The 17,359-nt window shown below is 69.8% G+C and carries 17 protein-coding genes; 3 read left to right on the plus strand and 14 right to left on the minus strand.

Annotated elements, in window-relative coordinates; translation table 11 throughout:
- Positions 1-65 precede the first annotated feature (65 nt).
- Positions 66-806: an OmpW/AlkL family protein gene (locus F0357_RS20425; RefSeq protein WP_153488928.1), complete on the plus strand. Its 741-nt coding sequence runs from the start codon at positions 66-68 to the stop codon at positions 804-806.
- Between the two features lie 69 nt (positions 807-875).
- Here F0357_RS20425 and nadC read toward each other — a convergent pair whose 3' ends face one another.
- The 5 genes from nadC to F0357_RS20450 form a co-directional block, all read right to left on the minus strand.
- Entirely contained in the window at positions 876-1,721 is an 846-nt protein-coding gene (gene nadC / locus F0357_RS20430; protein WP_312861763.1) for a carboxylating nicotinate-nucleotide diphosphorylase, read from the minus strand.
- 2 nt (positions 1,722-1,723) lie between these two features.
- Positions 1,724-3,283, minus strand: coding sequence for an L-aspartate oxidase (locus F0357_RS20435; protein ID WP_153488939.1), 1,560 nt, complete (start codon positions 3,281-3,283; stop codon positions 1,724-1,726).
- Positions 3,280-4,323 carry a quinolinate synthase NadA gene (gene nadA / locus F0357_RS20440; protein ID WP_153488955.1) on the minus strand — a complete coding sequence of 348 codons (1,044 nt, stop codon included), beginning with the start codon at positions 4,321-4,323 and terminating at the stop codon, positions 3,280-3,282. Before nadA ends, F0357_RS20435 begins: the two co-directional genes overlap by 4 nt.
- 57 nt (positions 4,324-4,380) lie before the next feature.
- Complete coding sequence (locus tag F0357_RS20445) at positions 4,381-5,346, minus strand: NUDIX hydrolase (RefSeq protein ID WP_153491410.1); 966 nt, start codon at positions 5,344-5,346, stop codon at positions 4,381-4,383.
- A 554-nt stretch (positions 5,347-5,900) separates the two neighbouring features.
- The gene (locus F0357_RS20450; protein ID WP_153488958.1) at positions 5,901-6,230 is read right to left on the minus strand and encodes a DUF2934 domain-containing protein; all 330 of its coding nucleotides are present in this window, start codon (positions 6,228-6,230) and stop codon (positions 5,901-5,903) included.
- Positions 6,231-6,512: 282 nt separating this feature from the next.
- Between F0357_RS20450 and F0357_RS20455 the strand changes: the two genes are divergently transcribed.
- A complete protein-coding gene (locus F0357_RS20455; protein WP_208948509.1) occupies positions 6,513-7,190 on the plus strand; it encodes a phosphatase PAP2 family protein in 678 nt (225 codons plus the stop codon).
- Here the strand turns inward: F0357_RS20455 and F0357_RS20460 are convergent.
- Entirely contained in the window at positions 7,147-7,833 is a 687-nt protein-coding gene (locus F0357_RS20460) for an LrgB family protein (RefSeq protein WP_153491412.1), read from the minus strand. The genes F0357_RS20455 and F0357_RS20460 overlap by 44 nt on opposite strands.
- Before the next feature lie 10 nt (positions 7,834-7,843).
- Positions 7,844-8,269, minus strand: coding sequence for a CidA/LrgA family protein (locus F0357_RS20465; RefSeq protein ID WP_153488964.1), 426 nt, complete (start codon positions 8,267-8,269; stop codon positions 7,844-7,846).
- Positions 8,270-8,445: 176 nt separating this feature from the next.
- Here F0357_RS20465 and F0357_RS20470 point away from each other — a divergent pair, with 176 nt between their 5' ends.
- Positions 8,446-9,336, plus strand: coding sequence for a LysR family transcriptional regulator (locus F0357_RS20470; RefSeq protein ID WP_153488966.1), 891 nt, complete (start codon positions 8,446-8,448; stop codon positions 9,334-9,336).
- 12 nt (positions 9,337-9,348) lie between these two features.
- Here F0357_RS20470 and F0357_RS20475 read toward each other — a convergent pair whose 3' ends face one another.
- From F0357_RS20475 to F0357_RS20505, 7 genes are all read right to left on the minus strand, one after another.
- On the minus strand, positions 9,349-10,695 hold the full coding sequence (locus F0357_RS20475; protein ID WP_208948583.1) for a BatD family protein: 1,347 nt from the start codon (positions 10,693-10,695) through the stop codon (positions 9,349-9,351).
- Positions 10,674-11,177, minus strand: coding sequence for a BatD family protein (locus F0357_RS20480; RefSeq protein ID WP_208948510.1), 504 nt, complete (start codon positions 11,175-11,177; stop codon positions 10,674-10,676). The genes F0357_RS20475 and F0357_RS20480 overlap by 22 nt, the downstream gene beginning before the upstream one ends.
- 29 nt (positions 11,178-11,206) lie before the next feature.
- Positions 11,207-13,534: a VWA domain-containing protein gene (locus F0357_RS20485; protein ID WP_153488976.1), complete on the minus strand. Its 2,328-nt coding sequence runs from the start codon at positions 13,532-13,534 to the stop codon at positions 11,207-11,209.
- Positions 13,531-14,634 carry a vWA domain-containing protein gene (locus F0357_RS20490; RefSeq protein WP_153488979.1) on the minus strand — a complete coding sequence of 368 codons (1,104 nt, stop codon included), beginning with the start codon at positions 14,632-14,634 and terminating at the stop codon, positions 13,531-13,533. The genes F0357_RS20485 and F0357_RS20490 overlap by 4 nt, the downstream gene beginning before the upstream one ends.
- Entirely contained in the window at positions 14,631-15,170 is a 540-nt protein-coding gene (locus tag F0357_RS20495; protein WP_153488983.1) for a DUF4381 domain-containing protein, read from the minus strand. The genes F0357_RS20490 and F0357_RS20495 overlap by 4 nt, the downstream gene beginning before the upstream one ends.
- Positions 15,167-16,129: a DUF58 domain-containing protein gene (locus tag F0357_RS20500; RefSeq protein ID WP_153488987.1), complete on the minus strand. Its 963-nt coding sequence runs from the start codon at positions 16,127-16,129 to the stop codon at positions 15,167-15,169. The genes F0357_RS20495 and F0357_RS20500 overlap by 4 nt, the downstream gene beginning before the upstream one ends.
- Before the next feature lie 83 nt (positions 16,130-16,212).
- Entirely contained in the window at positions 16,213-17,133 is a 921-nt protein-coding gene (locus F0357_RS20505; protein WP_208948573.1) for an AAA family ATPase, read from the minus strand.
- Positions 17,134-17,359 lie beyond the last annotated feature (226 nt).

Consider the following 17,359-nt stretch of genomic DNA (forward strand, 5'->3'; position numbering starts at 1 on the left):
AGGCGGAGCGAACGCGAAAGTCCGGACGAAGAATCGCCACCAAGAAATTCGTCTGGAGATCTCGCATGTTGAAAGCCACGCCCCGCGGCGCCGAGCCCCGCAGCACCCCGCCCCGTTCGATCGCCGGCAAACTCCTCGGCGCGCTCGCGCTCGTCGCGGTGACCGCCGCCCCCGCGCTCGCCGCCGATCTGCCCGAGCCGACCCCGCCGGCCGAGGCGCCGGCCGTTCAGGCCGCGGTGACGAAGGCCCTGAGCCCCTGGCAGGTGCGTCTGCGCGCCCTCGGCGTCGTCACCGAGAACAGCGGCTCGGTCAACGGCGTGCCGGGCTCCGACCTGTCCTTCTCTGACACGGTCGTGCCCGAACTCGACATCACCTATTTCTTCACCGACAACATCGCGGCCGAACTCGTCCTCGGCACCACCTATGCCGACATCAACGGCAAGGGCAGCATCTCGAGCCTCGGCCAGATCGGCAAGGTGTGGCTGCTGCCGCCGACCCTCACGCTGCAATATCACTTCACCAATTTCGGCGCTTTCAAGCCGTATATCGGCGCCGGCGTGAACTATACGATCTTCTACAACCAGTCGGCCGACAGCGCCCAGAGCCTGAAGGTCAAGAACACCTTCGGCGCCGCGGTCCAGGTCGGCTTCGATTACATGCTCAACGAGCACTGGGGCTTCAACGTCGACGTGAAGAAGCTCTACCTCCAGCCGGACTTCGACGTGAACGTCGGCGGCACGCCGCTCACCGGCACCGCGAAGCTCAATCCGTGGCTGATCGGCACCGGTATCACCTACCGGTTCTGAACCTACCGGCCGAGACCAGGATCCCGACGGGCGCCATTGGCGCCCGTCGTCGTTTCGAGCGGCGCAATCTCAGAAATCGAGCCCGATATCGAGGATCGGCGCACTGTGGGTCAGCCAGCCGACCGAGATGAGATCGACCCCCGTCGCCGCGATCGCGGGCGCGGTCGTCGGATTGACCCGGCCCGAGGCCTCGGTGATCGCGCGCCCGCCCACCATGCGCACCGCCTCCGTGAGCGTCGGCACATCCATGTTGTCGAGCAGGACGGCATCGACGCCGATCCCGAGCGCCTCTTCGAGCTGCGCCAGCGTGTCGACCTCGAGCTCGATCTTCACGAGATGGCCGACGCCGGCCTTCGCCCGCTCCAGCGCGGGGCGCACCCCGCCCGCGATCGCGATGTGGTTGTCCTTGATGAGAACGGCGTCGTCGAGGCCGAAGCGGTGGTTGGAGCCGCCGCCGGCGCGCACCGCGTATTTCTCGACGGCGCGCAGACCTGGCGTCGTCTTTCGGGTGCACACGATGCGCGCCTTGTGCTCGGCGACGGAGGCGACGATGGCGGCGGTCGCGCTCGCGATGCCGCTGAGGCGCGAGAGAAAGTTGAGCGCGGTGCGCTCCGCGGTCAGGATGCCCCGCGCCGATCCTTCGACGGCGGCGACCACGTCACCGGGCGTGACCGCCGAGCCGTCCGGCCGCGAGATCCGCACGTCGATCGTCGGATCGATGAGATGGAAGGCGAGACGGGCGAGATCGAGGCCCGCGACCACGCCCGGCTGGCGGGCGGCGAGCACCGCGTAAGCCCGCGCCTCGGGCGGCACGATCGCATCCGTCGTGAGGTCGCCGGCGCGGCCGAGATCTTCGAGGAGCGTGGCGCGGACCAGGGGCTCGATCATGACGGTCGGAAGAGCGTTCAAAGCCACGATCAGGCACTCCGGACGACGGCAGAGGACGGGACGGCGCCGGCCGCGATGTCGCGGGCGGCCGCCAGGGTGTCGGCGAGGGTGAGGAGCGTGCGGGTCGGCACTGCCATGCGCTCCGGATAGTCGATCCGGCAATGAGCGCCGCGGCTTTCGCGCCGGCGGAAGGCGGCGGTAGCGATCATCAGGCCGACCAGGGCGGGGTCCGCCGACGCCTCGCCGCCGCCTGCGAGCGGCAGCAGTTCGGCAACGGCCCGCGCGAGACCATCGGCCTCCCGGGTCACGCCCGCCCATCGCGACAGCACCGCCCGGACGCGCGCCGCATCGGCAGCCGGCGGCACTTCCGCCAGGCGCGGCGCAACGGCATGCGCCGACGGGACGCCGGCGACGCTCCGCGCCACCCGTTCGGCGCAAACCGCCGCCTCGACCAGCGAATTGCTCGCGAGCCGGTTCGCGCCATGGAGCCCGGTGGAGGCGACCTCGCCGCACGCCCACAGACCCGGCACGGTGCTGCAGCCGTCGGCGTCGACCGCGATGCCGCCCATGTGATAGTGCGCGGCCGGCCGCACGGGGATGAGATCGCGGGCGGGATCGAGTCCGGCCTCGGCGCAGAGGGCGGAGATCGCGGGAAAGCGGGCCGCGAACCCCGCGCCGGGGCGCTCCCGTGCATCGAGAAAGACGTGCCGGCCGGCCGCGATCTCCCGCGCGATGGCGCGGGCGACGACGTCGCGGGGCGCGAGTTCCGCGCCCGCAACCTCCGCCATGAAGCGCCGACCGGTCTCGTCGACGAGGACCGCGCCCTCGCCCCGCACCGCCTCGCTCACGAGCTTCATCGGACGCGCCGACGTCGCGAGCGCGGTCGGATGGAACTGGACGAATTCGGGATCGGCGATCGCCGCCCCTGCGCGCGCCGCCATCGCGAGGCCCTGGCCGATGCTGCCGAGCGGATTCGTGCTCTCCTCGTAGAGACCGCCGATCCCGCCCGTCGCCAGCACCACGCGGCCGGTCGGTAGGACTGCCGCTGCGCCCTCGCCCGTCACCAGCACACCGGCGACGGCACCATGAGCGTCGATCAGGAGCCGGCGGGCCTCGACGTCTTCGAGAAGCGTGATCGACGGGGTCACCCGGACCGCAGCGGCAAGGGCGCGGATGACCTCGCGGCCGGTGCCATCGCCGTCGGCGTGGACGATGCGGTGGCGGCTGTGCGCGGCCTCGAGGCCGAGGCGAAAGCCCCCCGCACCGTCCCGATCGAACCCGACGCCGAGGCGATCGAGCGCCGCGATCGCACCCGGCGCGTCGGCGAGGATGCGCGCGACGGCGTCGGGATCGCACAGGCCGTCACCCGCCGCCAGAGTATCGGCGACGTGGAGACCCGCATCGTCGTCCGCGCCGACGGCGGCGGCCATGCCGCCCTGGGCCCACGGGCTCGACGCCTCGGTGCCGAGCGGCGCCTTGGCGATGAGCACGACCGGCTCCGGCGCCAGGAAGAGCGCCGTCGCGAGCCCGGCGAGGCCGCCGCCGACGATCACCGGCCGGCCGGCGAGCGCGGCGAAATCGGCGTTCATATCGCGAGCATCCGTTCGACCGAGCGCCGCGCGCGGGCGGCGATCTCCGGGTCGATCTCGACCGGATGCAGGTTCTCTTCCAACGAACGGCGGATGTTCTTCAGCGTGATGCGCTTCATGTGCGGGCAGAGATTGCACGGCCGCACGAACTCGAGGTCCGGATAATGGACCGCGACGTTGTCGCTCATCGAGCATTCGGTGAGGAGCACGACGCGCGGCGGCCGCTTCTCCCCGACATAGTGGCTCATCGCGGCGGTCGAGCCGGCGAAATCCGCCTCGGCGACGACCTCGGGCGGGCATTCCGGGTGGACGAGCACGGTGACGCCCGGATGATCCTCGCGAAGCTGCCGCACATCGGCCGCCGTGAACAATTCGTGTACCTCGCACTGGCCGGCCCAGGTGATGATGTCGAGCCCGGTCTCGGCCGCGATGTTACGAGCGAGATATTGATCGGGAAGCATGATCACGCGCGGCACGCCGAGCGAGCGCACCACGGCGGCGGCGTTGCCGGAGGTGCAGCAGATGTCGACCTCCGCCTTCACCGCGGCGTTGGTGTTGACATAGGCGACGATCGGCACGCCCGGGTGCGCCTCGCGCATCAGGCGGATATCGGCAGGCGTGATCGAATCCGCGAGCGAGCAGCCGGCCTCGACGTCCGGGATCAGCACCGTCTTCGACGGGTTCATGATCTTCGCCGTCTCGGCCATGAAGTAGACGCCGGCGAGCACGATCACGTCGGCATCGACCTTCATCGCCTCGCGGGCGAGCGCCAGACTGTCGCCCACGATGTCGGCAACGCAGTGGAAGATCTCCGGCGTCTGGTAATTGTGCGCCAGGATGACCGCGTTCCGCGTCCGCTTGAGCTCCAGGATCGCCTCGACGTCCTCGGCGAACAGCGCCCAATCGGCGGGCGGAACCACGCGCTTGATGCGCTCATAGAGCGGCGCCGTGCGGGCGAGCAGGTCGGGAAGCGCAGGCGCGGCGAAGGGAGTCGAATTTGGGGCCGTAACCGGGGCCGCGACCGGGAAAGGTGCGTTCATCGCTATACTCAGTTTGAGCATAAATCGCGTATATGCTTATCCTGAGCATAAGTCTTGTCAAGAGCGGGCGAGCGGGAGCTTGGTGCCGGCGATGGCGCGTTCGAGCTCGACCGCCTGCCGGAAGCGGAACAGCTTGGCCGGGCGGCCGAGGGTTTCGGCCGCCGTTCCGCCGGTCTCTTCGACGAGATCCTGCTGCTCGACGAGGCGGCGGAAATTCTGCTTGTGCACCGTCCGGCCGCCGAGCGCCTCGACGCAGCGCTGCAATTGCAGGAGCGTGAAGGTCGGCGGCATCAGTTCGAACACGACCGGGCGATATTTGATCTTGGCCCGCAGCCGCGCAATGCCCGTCGCCAGGATGCGGCGGTGGTCGGCCACCATCGGCGCGCCCGGACAGAGCGGCCCGTCGACGGGCTCGCCGCTACGCCTTGCCTCGGGCACGAGCCCGGCCTCGTAAAGCAGTTCGTAGCGCTGGAGCGTCAGCTCTTCGTTCCAGGGGTTGCCGGCGAAGCCGAACGACAGCCAAGCGCGCTGCCGCCGTTCGCGACGGGTCTCGGCATCCTCGGCCGCCTCGGCGAAGGCCTGAAGGGCCGGCTCGACGACCGTCTCCAGCACGGGCGGAACGCCCGAGCGCCGATCCTCCCACGGGAAATAATCGTACCAGCTCCGCCACCCATCACCGCCGCCGGGAGCGCGGGCACTGTCCTCGCGGGTGAGGCCGAGATAGCTGATCGAGATCACGCGGCCGGCGTCGTCTCCCGCGGTGCGATCGCGGTCGGCGAACGTATAAAGCTGCTCGACATAGCCGAGGGGATGATGGGTCTGCTGCTCGACCCAGTCGCGCAGGCCCGATTGCAACGAGCGGTGGCCGAGCTCGAACGGGCCGGACGGCAGGGCACGCCCGCTGTCGAGCGTCATCACCCGGGGCTCGCCCTTGGTCACCGCGACGAGAACGGCGATGAGATCGACGGCCACGGCGTGGCCGCCGGCGCCGGGGCCGGAAGGTCTCTCGTGCGTCGCGATCATGTCGGTGTCGGTCACGCCGGTCGGTCGGTCCGCGAGGGAAGTCGTCGCCGTTGATTGTCCCGAACGCGGGTGCACACGCAAGTCCCGATCGCAGCCAAGTGCCGGTGCGCCATTGGACAATCGTGTACCGCAGGCGCCATGTGTGGAAGACCGTGCCGCCACACGGCGAAGGTCGTTCACGAGGCCGTCGTAGGTGGCGTCGCGGGCGCACTTTCCCCGCACACGCAGGATCGCCGAGAGGAGGATCGTCACTACGAGCGGCACGGCGGTCGGACGCACGATTTCGGCGCCTCGGCAGCGGGGGGAGGACCACCGCGAGATCGAGCCGCGCAGACGCTGCCGTCACCCTGATCGCAACCAAGGCGCGCAGGTCGATCGCCGCGTTGTCACGGCGGAGCTCCGCTCTTTAGCGGTCGAGCGCCCAGGCGTCGCGGCGCGGTCCCCGAAGACGCTCCGGGCTGATCTCGAAGATCGGACGGCGCGTGCAGCCCGCCGCGCTTGCGCGCCTCGCGTTCTGCCACGCCGTCCCGGGAATGTGCCGTTTCTCCCCGCCGTCAGCCGTTCCTCGGCTCGGGCGGCTCGCCCCGCAGCGGCACGATCGGGCTTTCATCCCCCTCGTCGCGCAGCCCCGGTAACTCGCCTTCGTTCTCCAGGGCGAGCGCCGGCTCAACCGGCTCACCGTCTGGCGAATCGGGATCGGGCTCGCGCACCGGCAGCAGCGTCGAGGCGAACGAATCCTCGACCGCGATCACCTCGCGCGCCATCGCCCAGTGGGCGTCGGCGCGCCCTTCCGGCTGACCTTCGGAGAGCCAGAGTTCGTGCGCCTTCTCACGAACCCGCGCCTCGTCTTCCGGCGGCGCGTCATCATATCGGGTGTCGGTCATGGAACGGTCCTCGCAACTGAGATGCGACGGAAACGGGTGCCCGCCGCCCCAGGTTCCGCGTGAAGACGAACCGTTGCGGTCGGTCGGCAAAGTTCGCAGGCCCTCTCATCCCTGCTCCGTCTCGCAATCGCGCTGGACAAAGCGGACGCCTCTTGAGCGGAAGATGGCCGGTCCTGCGCGGGTGATCTTCCGTCCGGGTCGAAGTCGGATCATCCTCGATGAGCGAGCGATGAAGCCGCGGAGATGCGCCGGTGAGACGCCCGCATGCAGCGAGGACGAGAGATGCCGTCGGAACGTCGTGTGTGGGTCAGCGCCGCCGCGCTCTGCGCCGTCCTCGTGATCATCGCGTTCCTTTTCCTCGACCGGCCGATCAGCAGCTTCGTCCACGCCCATATCGGACGGCCGCACCCGATCCTCTTCGCAATGCAGTCGGTTCCGGAATGGCTGGTGCCGATCGCCACCGCTCTCCTGGTGGTCTTGGGGCTCAAGGCCCTGCTCCACCCTCCTCTTGCCCGGATCGAACGGGCGCTGCTCGCGACCGCGCTGTCGCTGGCGACGGCGCAATTCATCGGCAATGAACTCAAGATCCTGTTCGGCCGGACGTGGCCGGAGACCTTCGTCGCCAACAATCCGTCCTTCATCGACAACGGCGTCTACGGCTTCTTCTGGCTTCACGGCGGCGCCGGATGGGCCTCGTTCCCCTCAGGCCATACGACGGCAATCAGTTCCGTCGCGGCCGCGCTCGCGTTCGCTTTCCCGTGGCTTCGCATCCCCTGCGCGCTCGCCGTCCTGATCGTGGTGATCGGCCTCATCGGGCTCGATTTTCACTTCCTGAGCGACATCATCGCCGGCGGATTTCTCGGCACCGCAGTCGCGGCGACCGTCACCGGACTGATGGGCGCGCGGGACGCGGCGGTCAGTGCAGGAAGTAAGCGAGCAGCGGCGCGATCAGCACATTGACGAGGCCGACAAGGACCATGACGAGGGCGGCGACGGTGCCCTCCTCCCGGCCGATCTCCTGGGCCTTGGCGACGCCGGCGCCGTGCGCGCCGACGCCGAACAGCGCGCCCCGGGCGAGGCCCGAGCGCAACGGCATCCAGCGCAGCAGGATTTCGCCCAACGCGGCCCCGAACACGCCGGTGAAGACGACGAAGACCGCGGTGAGGTCGGGCACCCCGCCGATGTCGCCGGACACCGTCATGGCGAAGGGCGTGCTCGTGGAGCGCGGCAGCAGGCTGAGGCGAAGCGCACCATCGAGACCCAGCAGGGAGGCGAGCACCCAGGCGGTGCCCATGGCGGTGATCGTGCCGACGACGACGCCGACCGCGAGAACCGGCCATTGCCGCCGAATCAGCGCGCGCTGTTCATAGATCGGGACCGCGAAGGCGACCGTCGCAGGGCCGAGCAAGGCGATCAGCCAGTGCGTGCCGCTCAGATAATCCGGGTAGCCGACGTGAAAGGCGGTGATCGCCGCGATGACCAGGAGCGGTGTGATCGCAAGCGGGGTCGTCCACCAGCGCGGCATGCGCCGGTAGAACGCCTTCGCGACGAGATAGAAGCCGATCGTGACCGAGGACCACAGAACGAGGTGGATCATCGGCATCGGAACGATGTCAGCGAGCCGGTCCATGACCGATCCTCCAACGATAGCAGAGATCGACCGCAAGCGCGGTCACGCCCATCACCGCGCAGGTGCCGACGAGGATCACCGCGACGATCTTGAGCCCGAGCCAGCCGAACAGTTCCGGGTGATCGAGCACCGCCGGCACCGCCGGCACGAAGAACAGGAGCATTTCTGCGAGCAGCCACATCGCGCCGCGCCGCAGGCTGATCGCCGAGACGCGGTGGCTCGCAAGCAGCGCGAGCGCGATGAAGAGGCCGATGACGCCGCCCGGAATGGGAACGCCCGTTGTCCGCGCCACGATGTCCCCGGCCTGCCAGACGATGATGAGGAGCACCGCCTGGGCGAGCCGGCTGCGGCGAAGGCCGCGGCGGCCGGTGACGACGAGGGTGCGCAGATCCGGAGGGAGGGTGGTCATGACAGGGCCATTCGAGCGATCGGGGGATGAAGCTCCCGATCAAAAGGTAGGCGCCGGCCCTTCATTCCTAAAATGAATTGTTTGACTTCATTCTATTCCGATATGGAATGCACACGTGTACAGACGGGGTCTGGAAGACACGCGGCCGGCTTGGCCCCGCCTGGAGGACCGATGCGATGGAATTGCGGACGCTGCGAGCCTTCGTCGAGGTCGTGCGCCAGGGCGGGTTCTCCCAGGCCGCGCGAACCGTCTTCGCCACCCAATCCACGGTGAGCAAGGCGGTCAAACAGATCGAGGACGAACTCGGCCTGCCGCTCCTCAACCGCCTCGGCCACAAGACGACGCTGACCGCGGCCGGCGAGATCGTCTATCGCCGGGCGCTGGCGATGCTCGCCGAGCGGGAGAGCCTCGCCGGCGAACTCGCCGATTTGCGCGGGCTGAAGCGCGGCGTGCTGCGCCTCGGCCTGCCGCCGATCGGCAGCGACACGCTGTTCGCCGGCCTGTTCGCAATCTACCGCAGTTCCTATCCGGGCATCGACATCCGCCTCGTCGAGCACGGCAGCCGGCGGCTCGAAGAGTTGCTCCAGAGCGGCGAGATCGAGCTCGGTGCCTCGCTCCTGCCGGTCTCCGACGCCTTCGATTGGCAGACCGTGCGCTGCGAGCCGATCGAGGCCTTGATCGCCGTGGATCATCCGCTCGCCGCAGCGGGCGAGATCGATCTCGCGGCGCTTCGGGACCAGCCATTCGTGCTGTTCGGGCCGGGTTTCGCGCTCGATCCGATCATCCTCGACGCCTGCGGCCGGGCGGGCTTCACGCCGACGATCGCGGCGCGCAGCGGTCAGATCGATTTCGTCGTGGAGCTCGTCGCCGCCCGCCTCGGGGTCGGCTTCTTGCCGCGCATGATCGCGGCGCAGCGAGCCCATGCCGGCGTCCGGCGTCTCGCTGTCACCGACGGCGGCATGGACTGGAACATGGCGCTGATCTGGCGCCGCGGCGCCTACCTCTCGCACGCCGCCCGCGCCTGGCTCGCCCTTTCCCGGGGCGAGCGGCCCGACGCGGTGCGGTGAGACGCCGCCGCCTCAGCCGAGCTTCGGGTAGAGCGGCATGAGTCCGCGCGGGGCGGCCGCATCGTCGGCCTTGCCGCGGGCCTTCTGTTCGGCGCGCCAGGCGGCGAGGAAGCCCGCGCCGTCCCAGGTCCCCGCCTCGGGCGCGTAGAGCCGGCGCTGCAACCCATCGGCCGCGGCCTGAAGCTGCGGGGTGCGGAAATCCGACGCGCCGGGCTTGTAGCCGGCATGGCGCGCCCAGGCGAGGAAAGCACGGTGCGCGCGAGGGGCGTCGTTGGTCCGGCAGGCGGCTTCCAGATCCTGGGCGATGCTGCGCTCGGCGCCCTCCTCGGCAAAGGCCTCGCGGCGCTCCGCCACCGCGGCCGGCACGCCACTGCGGCGGCTGAAACGGGCGAGTGCGACGGCGGCCCCGGCGATCACCGCGAGGGCCGCGGCGAGCCCGAGCTGCCAATGCGGCGATTGCTTCCAATAGGCGAGGATGCCGCCGTCCGCGTCAGTCGCCACAGGCGGCGGTTCCGCCGCGACGGGGGCCGGCGCGGGCGTTGCCGCCGCCGGCGCCGCAGTGGGAGCCGGCGCAGCGGAAGCGCCGTTCGCGGCCGGCGCCACGTTCAGCGTGACGGCGGGGAGCGTCGCCGTTTCCGCCTTGCCCGTCTTGGTGTTCCACCAGCCGACCTCGACCGGCGGCAGGCTCACCGTCCCGGCGGCGGTGGGCACCACGGAGATGGTCTTGTCCAGAACCGCCGTCTGGCCTTGCGAGGACGGCACGCTGTTGGTCTGGCTCGCCTCCTCATATTGGCGGACGCCGGCGACGTCCGTCATCGTGAGCGGCGGAAGCTGGTTCAGGCCGGCCCCGACCGCCTCAAGGCGGATCTTGCGGGTCAGGGTATCGCCGACCCGCGCCTTGGCGAGATCGGGCGACCACGTCTCGGTCAGCTTCACCTGGCGCGCCGGCAGGAACCAGCCCTTGGCGTCGGCCGGGCGGCTCTGCACGTCGATATCGACCGGGTTGGAGCGCACGGTGACGTTGCGCCCCGGATCGAAGGCGCTGTCGACGAGCGACATGTCGAAGCCGCTCGAGCCGAGGAGCTGCGCCATGTCGGGCGGCAGGCCGGCGCGGCGGTCGCCGGGCACGTTGGCCTGGAGCGAGATCGCGGGGATCTCGATCTTGCCGCTGCGCTGCGGCTGCATCAGGTAATCCTGCTCGATCACCCGGTAACGCCGTCCGCCGATGGTCTTGTCATAGGCCCGCTGGTCGCCCTGACGGGTGAAGGTCGCGCCGTCCGCCGTCGGGTCCTCCAGGGCGCCGCTGCGGACGCCGACGCTGTCATAGATGCGCACCGTCACGGGCACGTCGCTCTGCACGAACGGCTTCTGGTCCTTGACGTCGAGTTCGACGAACAGCTTGCGGTTTTCCGCCTGGCCCGGGTCGGCGCCTCGACCTTGACGGTGACCGGCTCGGTCTTGAAGCCGTCGAGCGCGATCGACGGAATGACGAGGTCGCCGGTCTTCTTCGGCGACAGGGTCAACACCCATTCGAGGCGCGAGGTCTGCTCACCGTTGACGACCGAGGTGCGGCTCTGGCGCCGCGTGTCGACGATGTCGAAGTCCTTCTTGAGCGCCGAGAAATCCGGCGCGCTGCGCGGCGCCGCATCCTTGAGGCTCAACACATATTGGAAGGTCTCGCCGGTCTCGATCTCGGTGCGGTCCGGCGTGCCGGTCAGGCTCGCGGCGGCAAAGGCCGGCGCGGCACCGAGGCACGCCAGAAGGGCGGCCGCGGCGGCGAGACAGCGCAGACGCGCGCGCGCCGGGGCTGGGCGCCGCGCGCAGGCAAGTCGATCGTCCATCGCGTTCCTCGTCATCCCGAGACCCCCGTTCATCCCGAGAACCCCATGCGCGCATAATGGCTCATGATGCGGGCGCGCAGCAGGCCGGTCGGATCGTCCGGCACCATGCGCAGCATCTGCTCGCGGTTCTGGTCCTGCTCGGTCATCGGCTGCTGGGTGGCGACCGCCGCCTTGGCGGGCTCGCCGTTCTGCGCCGGCTGACCCTGCTTGGCCCGGTTGGCGATCGCTTGGTCCAGCGCCTGCTTCAGCGCCGCCTGGTCGCCCTGCTGCTGCGCCGCCTGGGCGGCCGCGGTCGCGGGGTCGGGCGGCTGCGGCGCCGTGTTGTCGGAGCCACCACCGGATGCGTTCTGCTGGCCCTGCTGATCCTGCCCGGCCTGCGAACCGCCGCCGGCCTGGCCCTGATCGGGCTTCGCCGGCTGGTTCTGTTGTCCCTGCGGGTCTTGTTGTCCCTGCTGGTCCTGCCCCGCCTGGGCCTGCTGGCCCTGCTGATCGTTGCCCTGCTGGCCCTGATCCGACTTCGCGGAGGCGTCGGCCTGATCCTGCGACTTGTCCTGACCGGCCCCGGCCTGCTGATCGCCCTGCTTCTCGGACGCCTGATCCTGCTGATCGGGCTTTTGAGACCCGTTCTTCTGATCCTGGCCCTGGGATTTCGGAGACTGAGACGCCTGATCCTGCCCGGATTGGCCACCCTGGCCCGACTGGCTCTTGTCCTGGCCCTGGCCCGAGGCCTCGTTCTGATCCGACGGCTTGTCCTTCTGACCGCCGCCCTTGCCGGATTGCTGCTGCCCCTGGCCGCCGCCCTGCTGGTTCTTCTGATCGTTCTTCTTCTGGTCGTCGGATTTCGATTGCTGCTTCTGGTCGTCCTGCTGCTGCTTCTGCTGCTCTTCCTGCTTCTTCTGGTCGATCAGCTTCTGCACCAGATCGCGGTTGAACTTGGCGTCGGCATTGGCCGGGTCGACCTTGAGCGCCGCGTCATAGGCTTTGACCGCGTCTTCGAGCTCGCCCGCCTTGGCGAGCGCGTTGCCGCGGTTGTAATCGGGGTCCGGACCGGCCTTGAAGGCGGACGCCGCCTTGGCGTAGTCGCCCTTCTTGTAGAGCGCGCTCGCCTGCCACGCCGGATCCTGGAATTGCTGGGAGGCGACGCCGTACTCGCCCTTCGTGAAGGCGTCGGCGGCCTGCTGGTCGGGCGTCTTCCAGAGGTTCCGCCATGCACTCGCCGCGCTGCCGGTCGCGGACGCCGGCTCGGCCGACGGCGGCGTCGCCGGGGCGGCCGTGTTCTCCTGCTGGGCATCTTGCGCCCGGGCGGCGGGCGCGATGAGGCCACTCGAGAGCGGCACCGCGATCAGGGCGACCGCGATCCATCCGCGCCGGAAGGCGATCGGCGCGAGCGCGAGAAGGACGAGCACGAGCCACGGCCCCATATCGCGCCAATCGTCCGCCTTGAGGCCGGAATCCTTGAGCGGTCCACCGGCAACCGGGTTGGCCGAGGCGGCGAGCACCGTATCGAGATCGCCGTCGCCGGGGGTCAGCACCGAAAAGCGGCCGTCGCCCGCCGCGGCGAGGCTCTTCAAGCCGGCCTCGTTGAGCCGCGTCGTCAGCCGCTTGCCGTCGGCGCCTTGGACCGGGGTACCGTCAAAAGCGAGGTAGGTCGCCCCGGCGTCCGTGCCGACGCCGATGACGTTGACGCTGTAGCCGGCCTTGGCTGCGGCCTTCGCCGCCTCGAGGGTGAGTTCCGGCTTCTCGCCGGTGCCGTCGGTCAGGAGCACGATGCGGCCGGAAGGAGCCTCGGCATTCTTGAGGAGCTCCGTCGCCCGGGCGATCGCAAGGTCCGGGCGGTCGTTGAAGACCGGCATCAGGTTGGTGGACAGCTCGGGCATCATCTGGGTGATGACCTTGCCGTCTTCCGTGAGCGGTGCGGCGACGAACGGCGCGTCGGCATAGACGACGAGCCCGACCTGTCCCCCGCGCATGCGGGAGAGGATATCCTCGGCCTTGTGGCGCGCCCGGGCGAGGCGGCTCGGCGACTGGTCGGTCGCATTCATCGACTGGGCGAGGCTCATCACGATGACGGTCGGGTCGAGCCGGTCGAGCGCCGGGGTCGGCAGCCGCTCCCAGGTCGGACCCGCCATCGCGAGCGCCGCCAGGATCCAGCCGCCCGCGAGCACTGCGACGGGCCATTTCCGCGCCTTGGAATGGTCGGCGAGGACGAGGTGCTTCAAGAGATGCTGATCGACGACGGCGCGCCAGTTGCTTGGTCCCGAACCGATCCGCCGCCACGCGAACACGGCGAGCGCCACGCCGGGAAGGATGGCGAGGAGCCATTCGGGGCGCAGGAAGTGGAAGTCGGCGAGGTTCATGCGACCACTCCTTCGAAGGGATCGCGGGGCTCGTCGCCACCGGTCGCGGATTTCGCGCCAGCGCGCTTATTGCCCGTGGCGACGGGCTTGCCGCCGCGGGCCGGCAGGCCGAGCGCGGCCGGCCAGAGCAGTGCCGCGCCGAGCGCCATGCTGAGAGCCAAGGCGGCGCCGAGCGGCCATTGGAACAGGGAGATCGTCGGGTGCAGGTAGAGCGGCTCGCCGGCGACCGGCTCGAGACGATCGATGTCGCTGTAGATCTGGGCGAGGCCGGCGACGTCGCGGGCGCGGAAATAGCGCCCGCCGGTCATCGCGGCGATCTTGGTCAGCGCTTCCTCGTCGAGATCCTCGGACGGGTTGACGATCTGCTTCCCGAAGGTGCCGTCCACCTCCATGCTGTCGGCGCCGACACCGATCGTGTAGATCTTGACGTGCTCCTGCCGGGCAAGTTCGGCGGCCTGGAGCGGGTCCAGCGTGCCGGAATTGCTCGCACCGTCGGTCAGGAGCACCATCACGCGCTCGTCGGCCGGGCGGTCGCGCAGCATCTTCACCGCAAGACCGATGGCGTCGCCGATCGCGGTCTCCGGGCCGGCGAGCCCGATCGTCGCCTCGTCGAGCAACTGACGCACCACGTGGCGGTCGAAGGTCAGCGGCGTCTGCACGTAGGCGCGGCTGCCGAACAGGATGAGGCCGATGCGGTCGCCCTTGCGGCGGGAGATGAAGTCGTCGGCGACCGCCTTGATGACCGAGAGGCGGTCCGTCGTCTGGCCGTCGTGGGAGAAGTCCTGGCGGGCCATCGAGCCGGAGAGGTCGATCGCGAGCGTCAGATCGCGTCCCTCGACGGGGATCGGCACCGGATTGCCGACGAAGGCCGGCCGCGCGGCGGCCGTGACGAGGAGCGCCCAGATCAGGCTCAGGGTGACGATCTTGAGGAGGCTGCGCCGGCGCAGCGCGCCCGCCGAGGCGACGTTCGGGCCGAGCTCGGCAAAAAACGGCACCCGCAGTGCACCCGCCCGCGTCTTACGCGCCGGCGGCGCGAGGAAGCGGACGACGAGCGGCAGGGGGAGGAGCACGAACGCCCATAGCCATTGGAACTCGATCATGCGTTCCCCCGGATCCAGCCGCGCACGGCCTCGAACACCGTTGCGCGCTCGACCGACACCCCGGCCCCACCCGGCGGCGCATAGGCCGCCACCGCGACGAGCCGGCTGACCTCCGCCGGCAGACCGTTCTTGCCCTCGCTGAGGAAGGTCTGCCAGCGATCGCCGGTGAGGCCGGCAAGCCGCTCGCGGCCGAACCGCGTCACCACGATGCGGCGGATCAGCAGGGCGGACGCCGCCGCGGCGGCGTGGGCATCGCGATAATGCTCGGAATCCTTCTCGATCGCCTCCAGCGCCCGCAAGGCCCGGTAGCCGAGGGTCTGACGCCGGCGCCATTCGTAGATCGCCGCCGCGATGAGGGCGAGCACGATCAGGCCGGCGAGAATCCACCAGCCCGGTGCCGGCGGCCAGAACGGCACCGGCTGCGGCAAATGGATATCGTGCAGCCCGGCGAGCGGGTCGGCCCCGGCGGGCGCGGCCGACGCAGGCACGCCGGTCATCGGCGCGAGTGCGGCCGGGGCGGCGGCGGGCGTCGTCATGCGGCAGCCCTCCGCGCGGCGGCGCCGGCGCGCTGCAACCGCTCCGGATGCAGCAGATCGCCAGGGTCCTGCCCGGTCTGGATCGGCAGGAAGGTCATGCCCCGCTGGCGGCACACCGTCTCGACGGCGGCGCGCCGCGTGGCGAAGCGGACCGCGTAAGCATCGCGGACGGCGCGGCTGTCGGCGTTGAGCGCGGCAACGGCACGCCCGTCGCTGACGCGGTACTGGCCGCGCTGCGGCGCCTCCGCTTCGAGCCCGTCGAAAATGAACACGTTCGTCACCGGCGCATGGAGCGACAGACGGGTCAGCTCGCGCGCGGTGCGCTCGTCGAAATCGTGGAAATCGCTGACGACGAACACGAGCGTGCCGGAGCGGATCGATCGGCGGATGCGGGCAAGCGCGTCGGTGAGCGACGGCTCGACATTCGGCGGCTCGCGGCCGAAACCTTCCTGGGTCGCGTCCGCCATCGCCTTGACGAAGCCGAGGGTGCGGGCGCGGCTGCGTTGCGGCGGGCTCATGCGAATGCCCGACGGCGCGACGACGAGGCCGCCGACGCGGTCGCCGCCCTCGATGGCGATCCAGGTCAGGATCGCCGCACACTTGGCGGCGAGCACGGACTTGAAGGTGTCGCGCGTGCCGAACCGCATCGCGGACCGCGCGTCGAGCACGATCAGAACCGGACGCTCGCGCTCCTCGTGGAACAGCTTGGTGTGGACACGGCCGGTGCGCGCCGTCACCCGCCAATCGATCGAGCGGATATCATCGCCCGGCTGGTAGGCGCGCGCTTCGTCGAACTCCATGCCGCGGCCGCGGAACACCGAGCGATAGGTGCCGTATTGCTGCGTGCGCACCTTGGTGCCGGCCGCGAAGCCGGACGCGGGGCCGCCGGGACGGGCCGCGATCAGCTCGTCGAGCCGCGCGACGATCCCGTAGAAATCATCGCCAGAAAAATCCGTCATCGCAAACGTCCCCGAGAGCGCCTGCTGGCCCGAACGTCGGACGTTCCGGCCGCCTCGTTCCTGCTCGAAACTCGATCCGCCGCTCAGCCCACCGGCACGCGGCCGAGGAGAAGGTCGAGGAAATGATCGGCGTTGAGCCCGTCGGCCTCGGCCTCGAAGGTGAGCAGCACGCGGTGGCGCAGCACGTCCTTCGCAATCGCTTGGACATCCTCCGGCACCACGAAATCGCGGCCGTGCAGCCAGGCGTGGGCACGGGCGCAGCGATCGAGCGCGATGGTGCCGCGCGGGCTCGCGCCGAACGAGACGGTGCCGGCGAGGTCCTTGCCGTAATGCTCGGGCAGACGGGTCGCGAACACGAGCTGGAGGATATATTCCTCGACCGCCTCCGACATGTAGGTCGAAAGCGCGGCACGGCGGGCGGCGAAGATCGTCTCCTGCGCCACCGGCTCTCCGAACGGCACCACCTCGCCCTGGGCCTCGCCGCGCACCAGCCGCAGAATCTCGCGCTCGGCGGCAAGGTCGGGATAGCCGATCTTCACGTGCAGGAGGAAGCGGTCGAGCTGAGCCTCGGGAAGCGCATAGGTGCCCTCCTGCTCGATCGGGTTCTGGGTCGCCATGACGAGGAAGAATTCGGGCAGGGCATAGGTGACCCCACCGACGGTGACCTGACGCTCGGCCATGGCTTCGAGGAGCGCCGCCTGCACCTTGGCCGGCGCGCGGTTGATCTCGTCCGCCAGCACCAGATTGTGGAAGATCGGGCCGGCCTGGAAGCGGAAGCTGCCGTCCTCCGGGCGATAGATGTCGGTACCGGTCAGATCGGAGGGCAGCAGGTCCGGGGTGAATTGGATGCGCTGGTCGTCGCAACGGATCGCCTTCGACAGCGCCTTCACCGCCTTGGTCTTGGCGAGACCGGGCGCGCCCTCGACGAGCAGATGGCCGTCGGCGATCACCGCGATCAGCAGCCGATCGACGAACTCCGGCTGGCCGAGAATGCAGGCGTTCATGTACGCGCCGAGACGGGCGAAGACATCGTGGAGATCCGCACCACCGCGCGGGTCCGACCGGCCGGCGAAGTCCGCGGCGCTGGTCCGGACCGAAGGCTGCACATAGGCGGAGGGACGAATCGAATTCATAGGAGGCGCTTCCGAGCTGGGTCTGCCGTGGGGCACTCTATAACGTCCGCGACTTTACGCTGAACTTTCCCGTACATGATTTTTCCGTAATGTTCCC

This window comes from Segnochrobactrum spirostomi (assembly GCF_009600605.1).
GTDB lineage: Bacteria > Pseudomonadota > Alphaproteobacteria > Rhizobiales > Segnochrobactraceae > Segnochrobactrum > Segnochrobactrum spirostomi.

Coding starts and splice junctions, on each gene's coding strand:
- F0357_RS20490 (WP_153488979.1), bottom strand. CDS start 14,634: ATGATCGAGTTCCAATGGCTATGGGCGTTCGTGCTCCTCCCCCTGCCG.
- F0357_RS20450 (WP_153488958.1), bottom strand. CDS start 6,230: ATGACCGACACCCGATATGATGACGCGCCGCCGGAAGACGAGGCGCGG.
- F0357_RS20485 (WP_153488976.1), bottom strand. CDS start 13,534: ATGAACCTCGCCGACTTCCACTTCCTGCGCCCCGAATGGCTCCTCGCC.
- F0357_RS20480 (WP_208948510.1), bottom strand. CDS start 11,177: ATGGACGATCGACTTGCCTGCGCGCGGCGCCCAGCCCCGGCGCGCGCG.
- F0357_RS20425 (WP_153488928.1), top strand. CDS start 66: ATGTTGAAAGCCACGCCCCGCGGCGCCGAGCCCCGCAGCACCCCGCCC.
- F0357_RS20465 (WP_153488964.1), bottom strand. CDS start 8,269: ATGACCACCCTCCCTCCGGATCTGCGCACCCTCGTCGTCACCGGCCGC.
- F0357_RS20470 (WP_153488966.1), top strand. CDS start 8,446: ATGGAATTGCGGACGCTGCGAGCCTTCGTCGAGGTCGTGCGCCAGGGC.
- F0357_RS20495 (WP_153488983.1), bottom strand. CDS start 15,170: ATGACGACGCCCGCCGCCGCCCCGGCCGCACTCGCGCCGATGACCGGC.
- F0357_RS20435 (WP_153488939.1), bottom strand. CDS start 3,283: ATGAACGCCGATTTCGCCGCGCTCGCCGGCCGGCCGGTGATCGTCGGC.
- nadA (WP_153488955.1), bottom strand. CDS start 4,323: ATGAACGCACCTTTCCCGGTCGCGGCCCCGGTTACGGCCCCAAATTCG.
- F0357_RS20460 (WP_153491412.1), bottom strand. CDS start 7,833: ATGCCGATGATCCACCTCGTTCTGTGGTCCTCGGTCACGATCGGCTTC.
- F0357_RS20445 (WP_153491410.1), bottom strand. CDS start 5,346: ATGATCGCGACGCACGAGAGACCTTCCGGCCCCGGCGCCGGCGGCCAC.
- F0357_RS20505 (WP_208948573.1), bottom strand. CDS start 17,133: ATGAACGCCTGCATTCTCGGCCAGCCGGAGTTCGTCGATCGGCTGCTG.
- F0357_RS20500 (WP_153488987.1), bottom strand. CDS start 16,129: ATGACGGATTTTTCTGGCGATGATTTCTACGGGATCGTCGCGCGGCTC.
- F0357_RS20455 (WP_208948509.1), top strand. CDS start 6,513: ATGCCGTCGGAACGTCGTGTGTGGGTCAGCGCCGCCGCGCTCTGCGCC.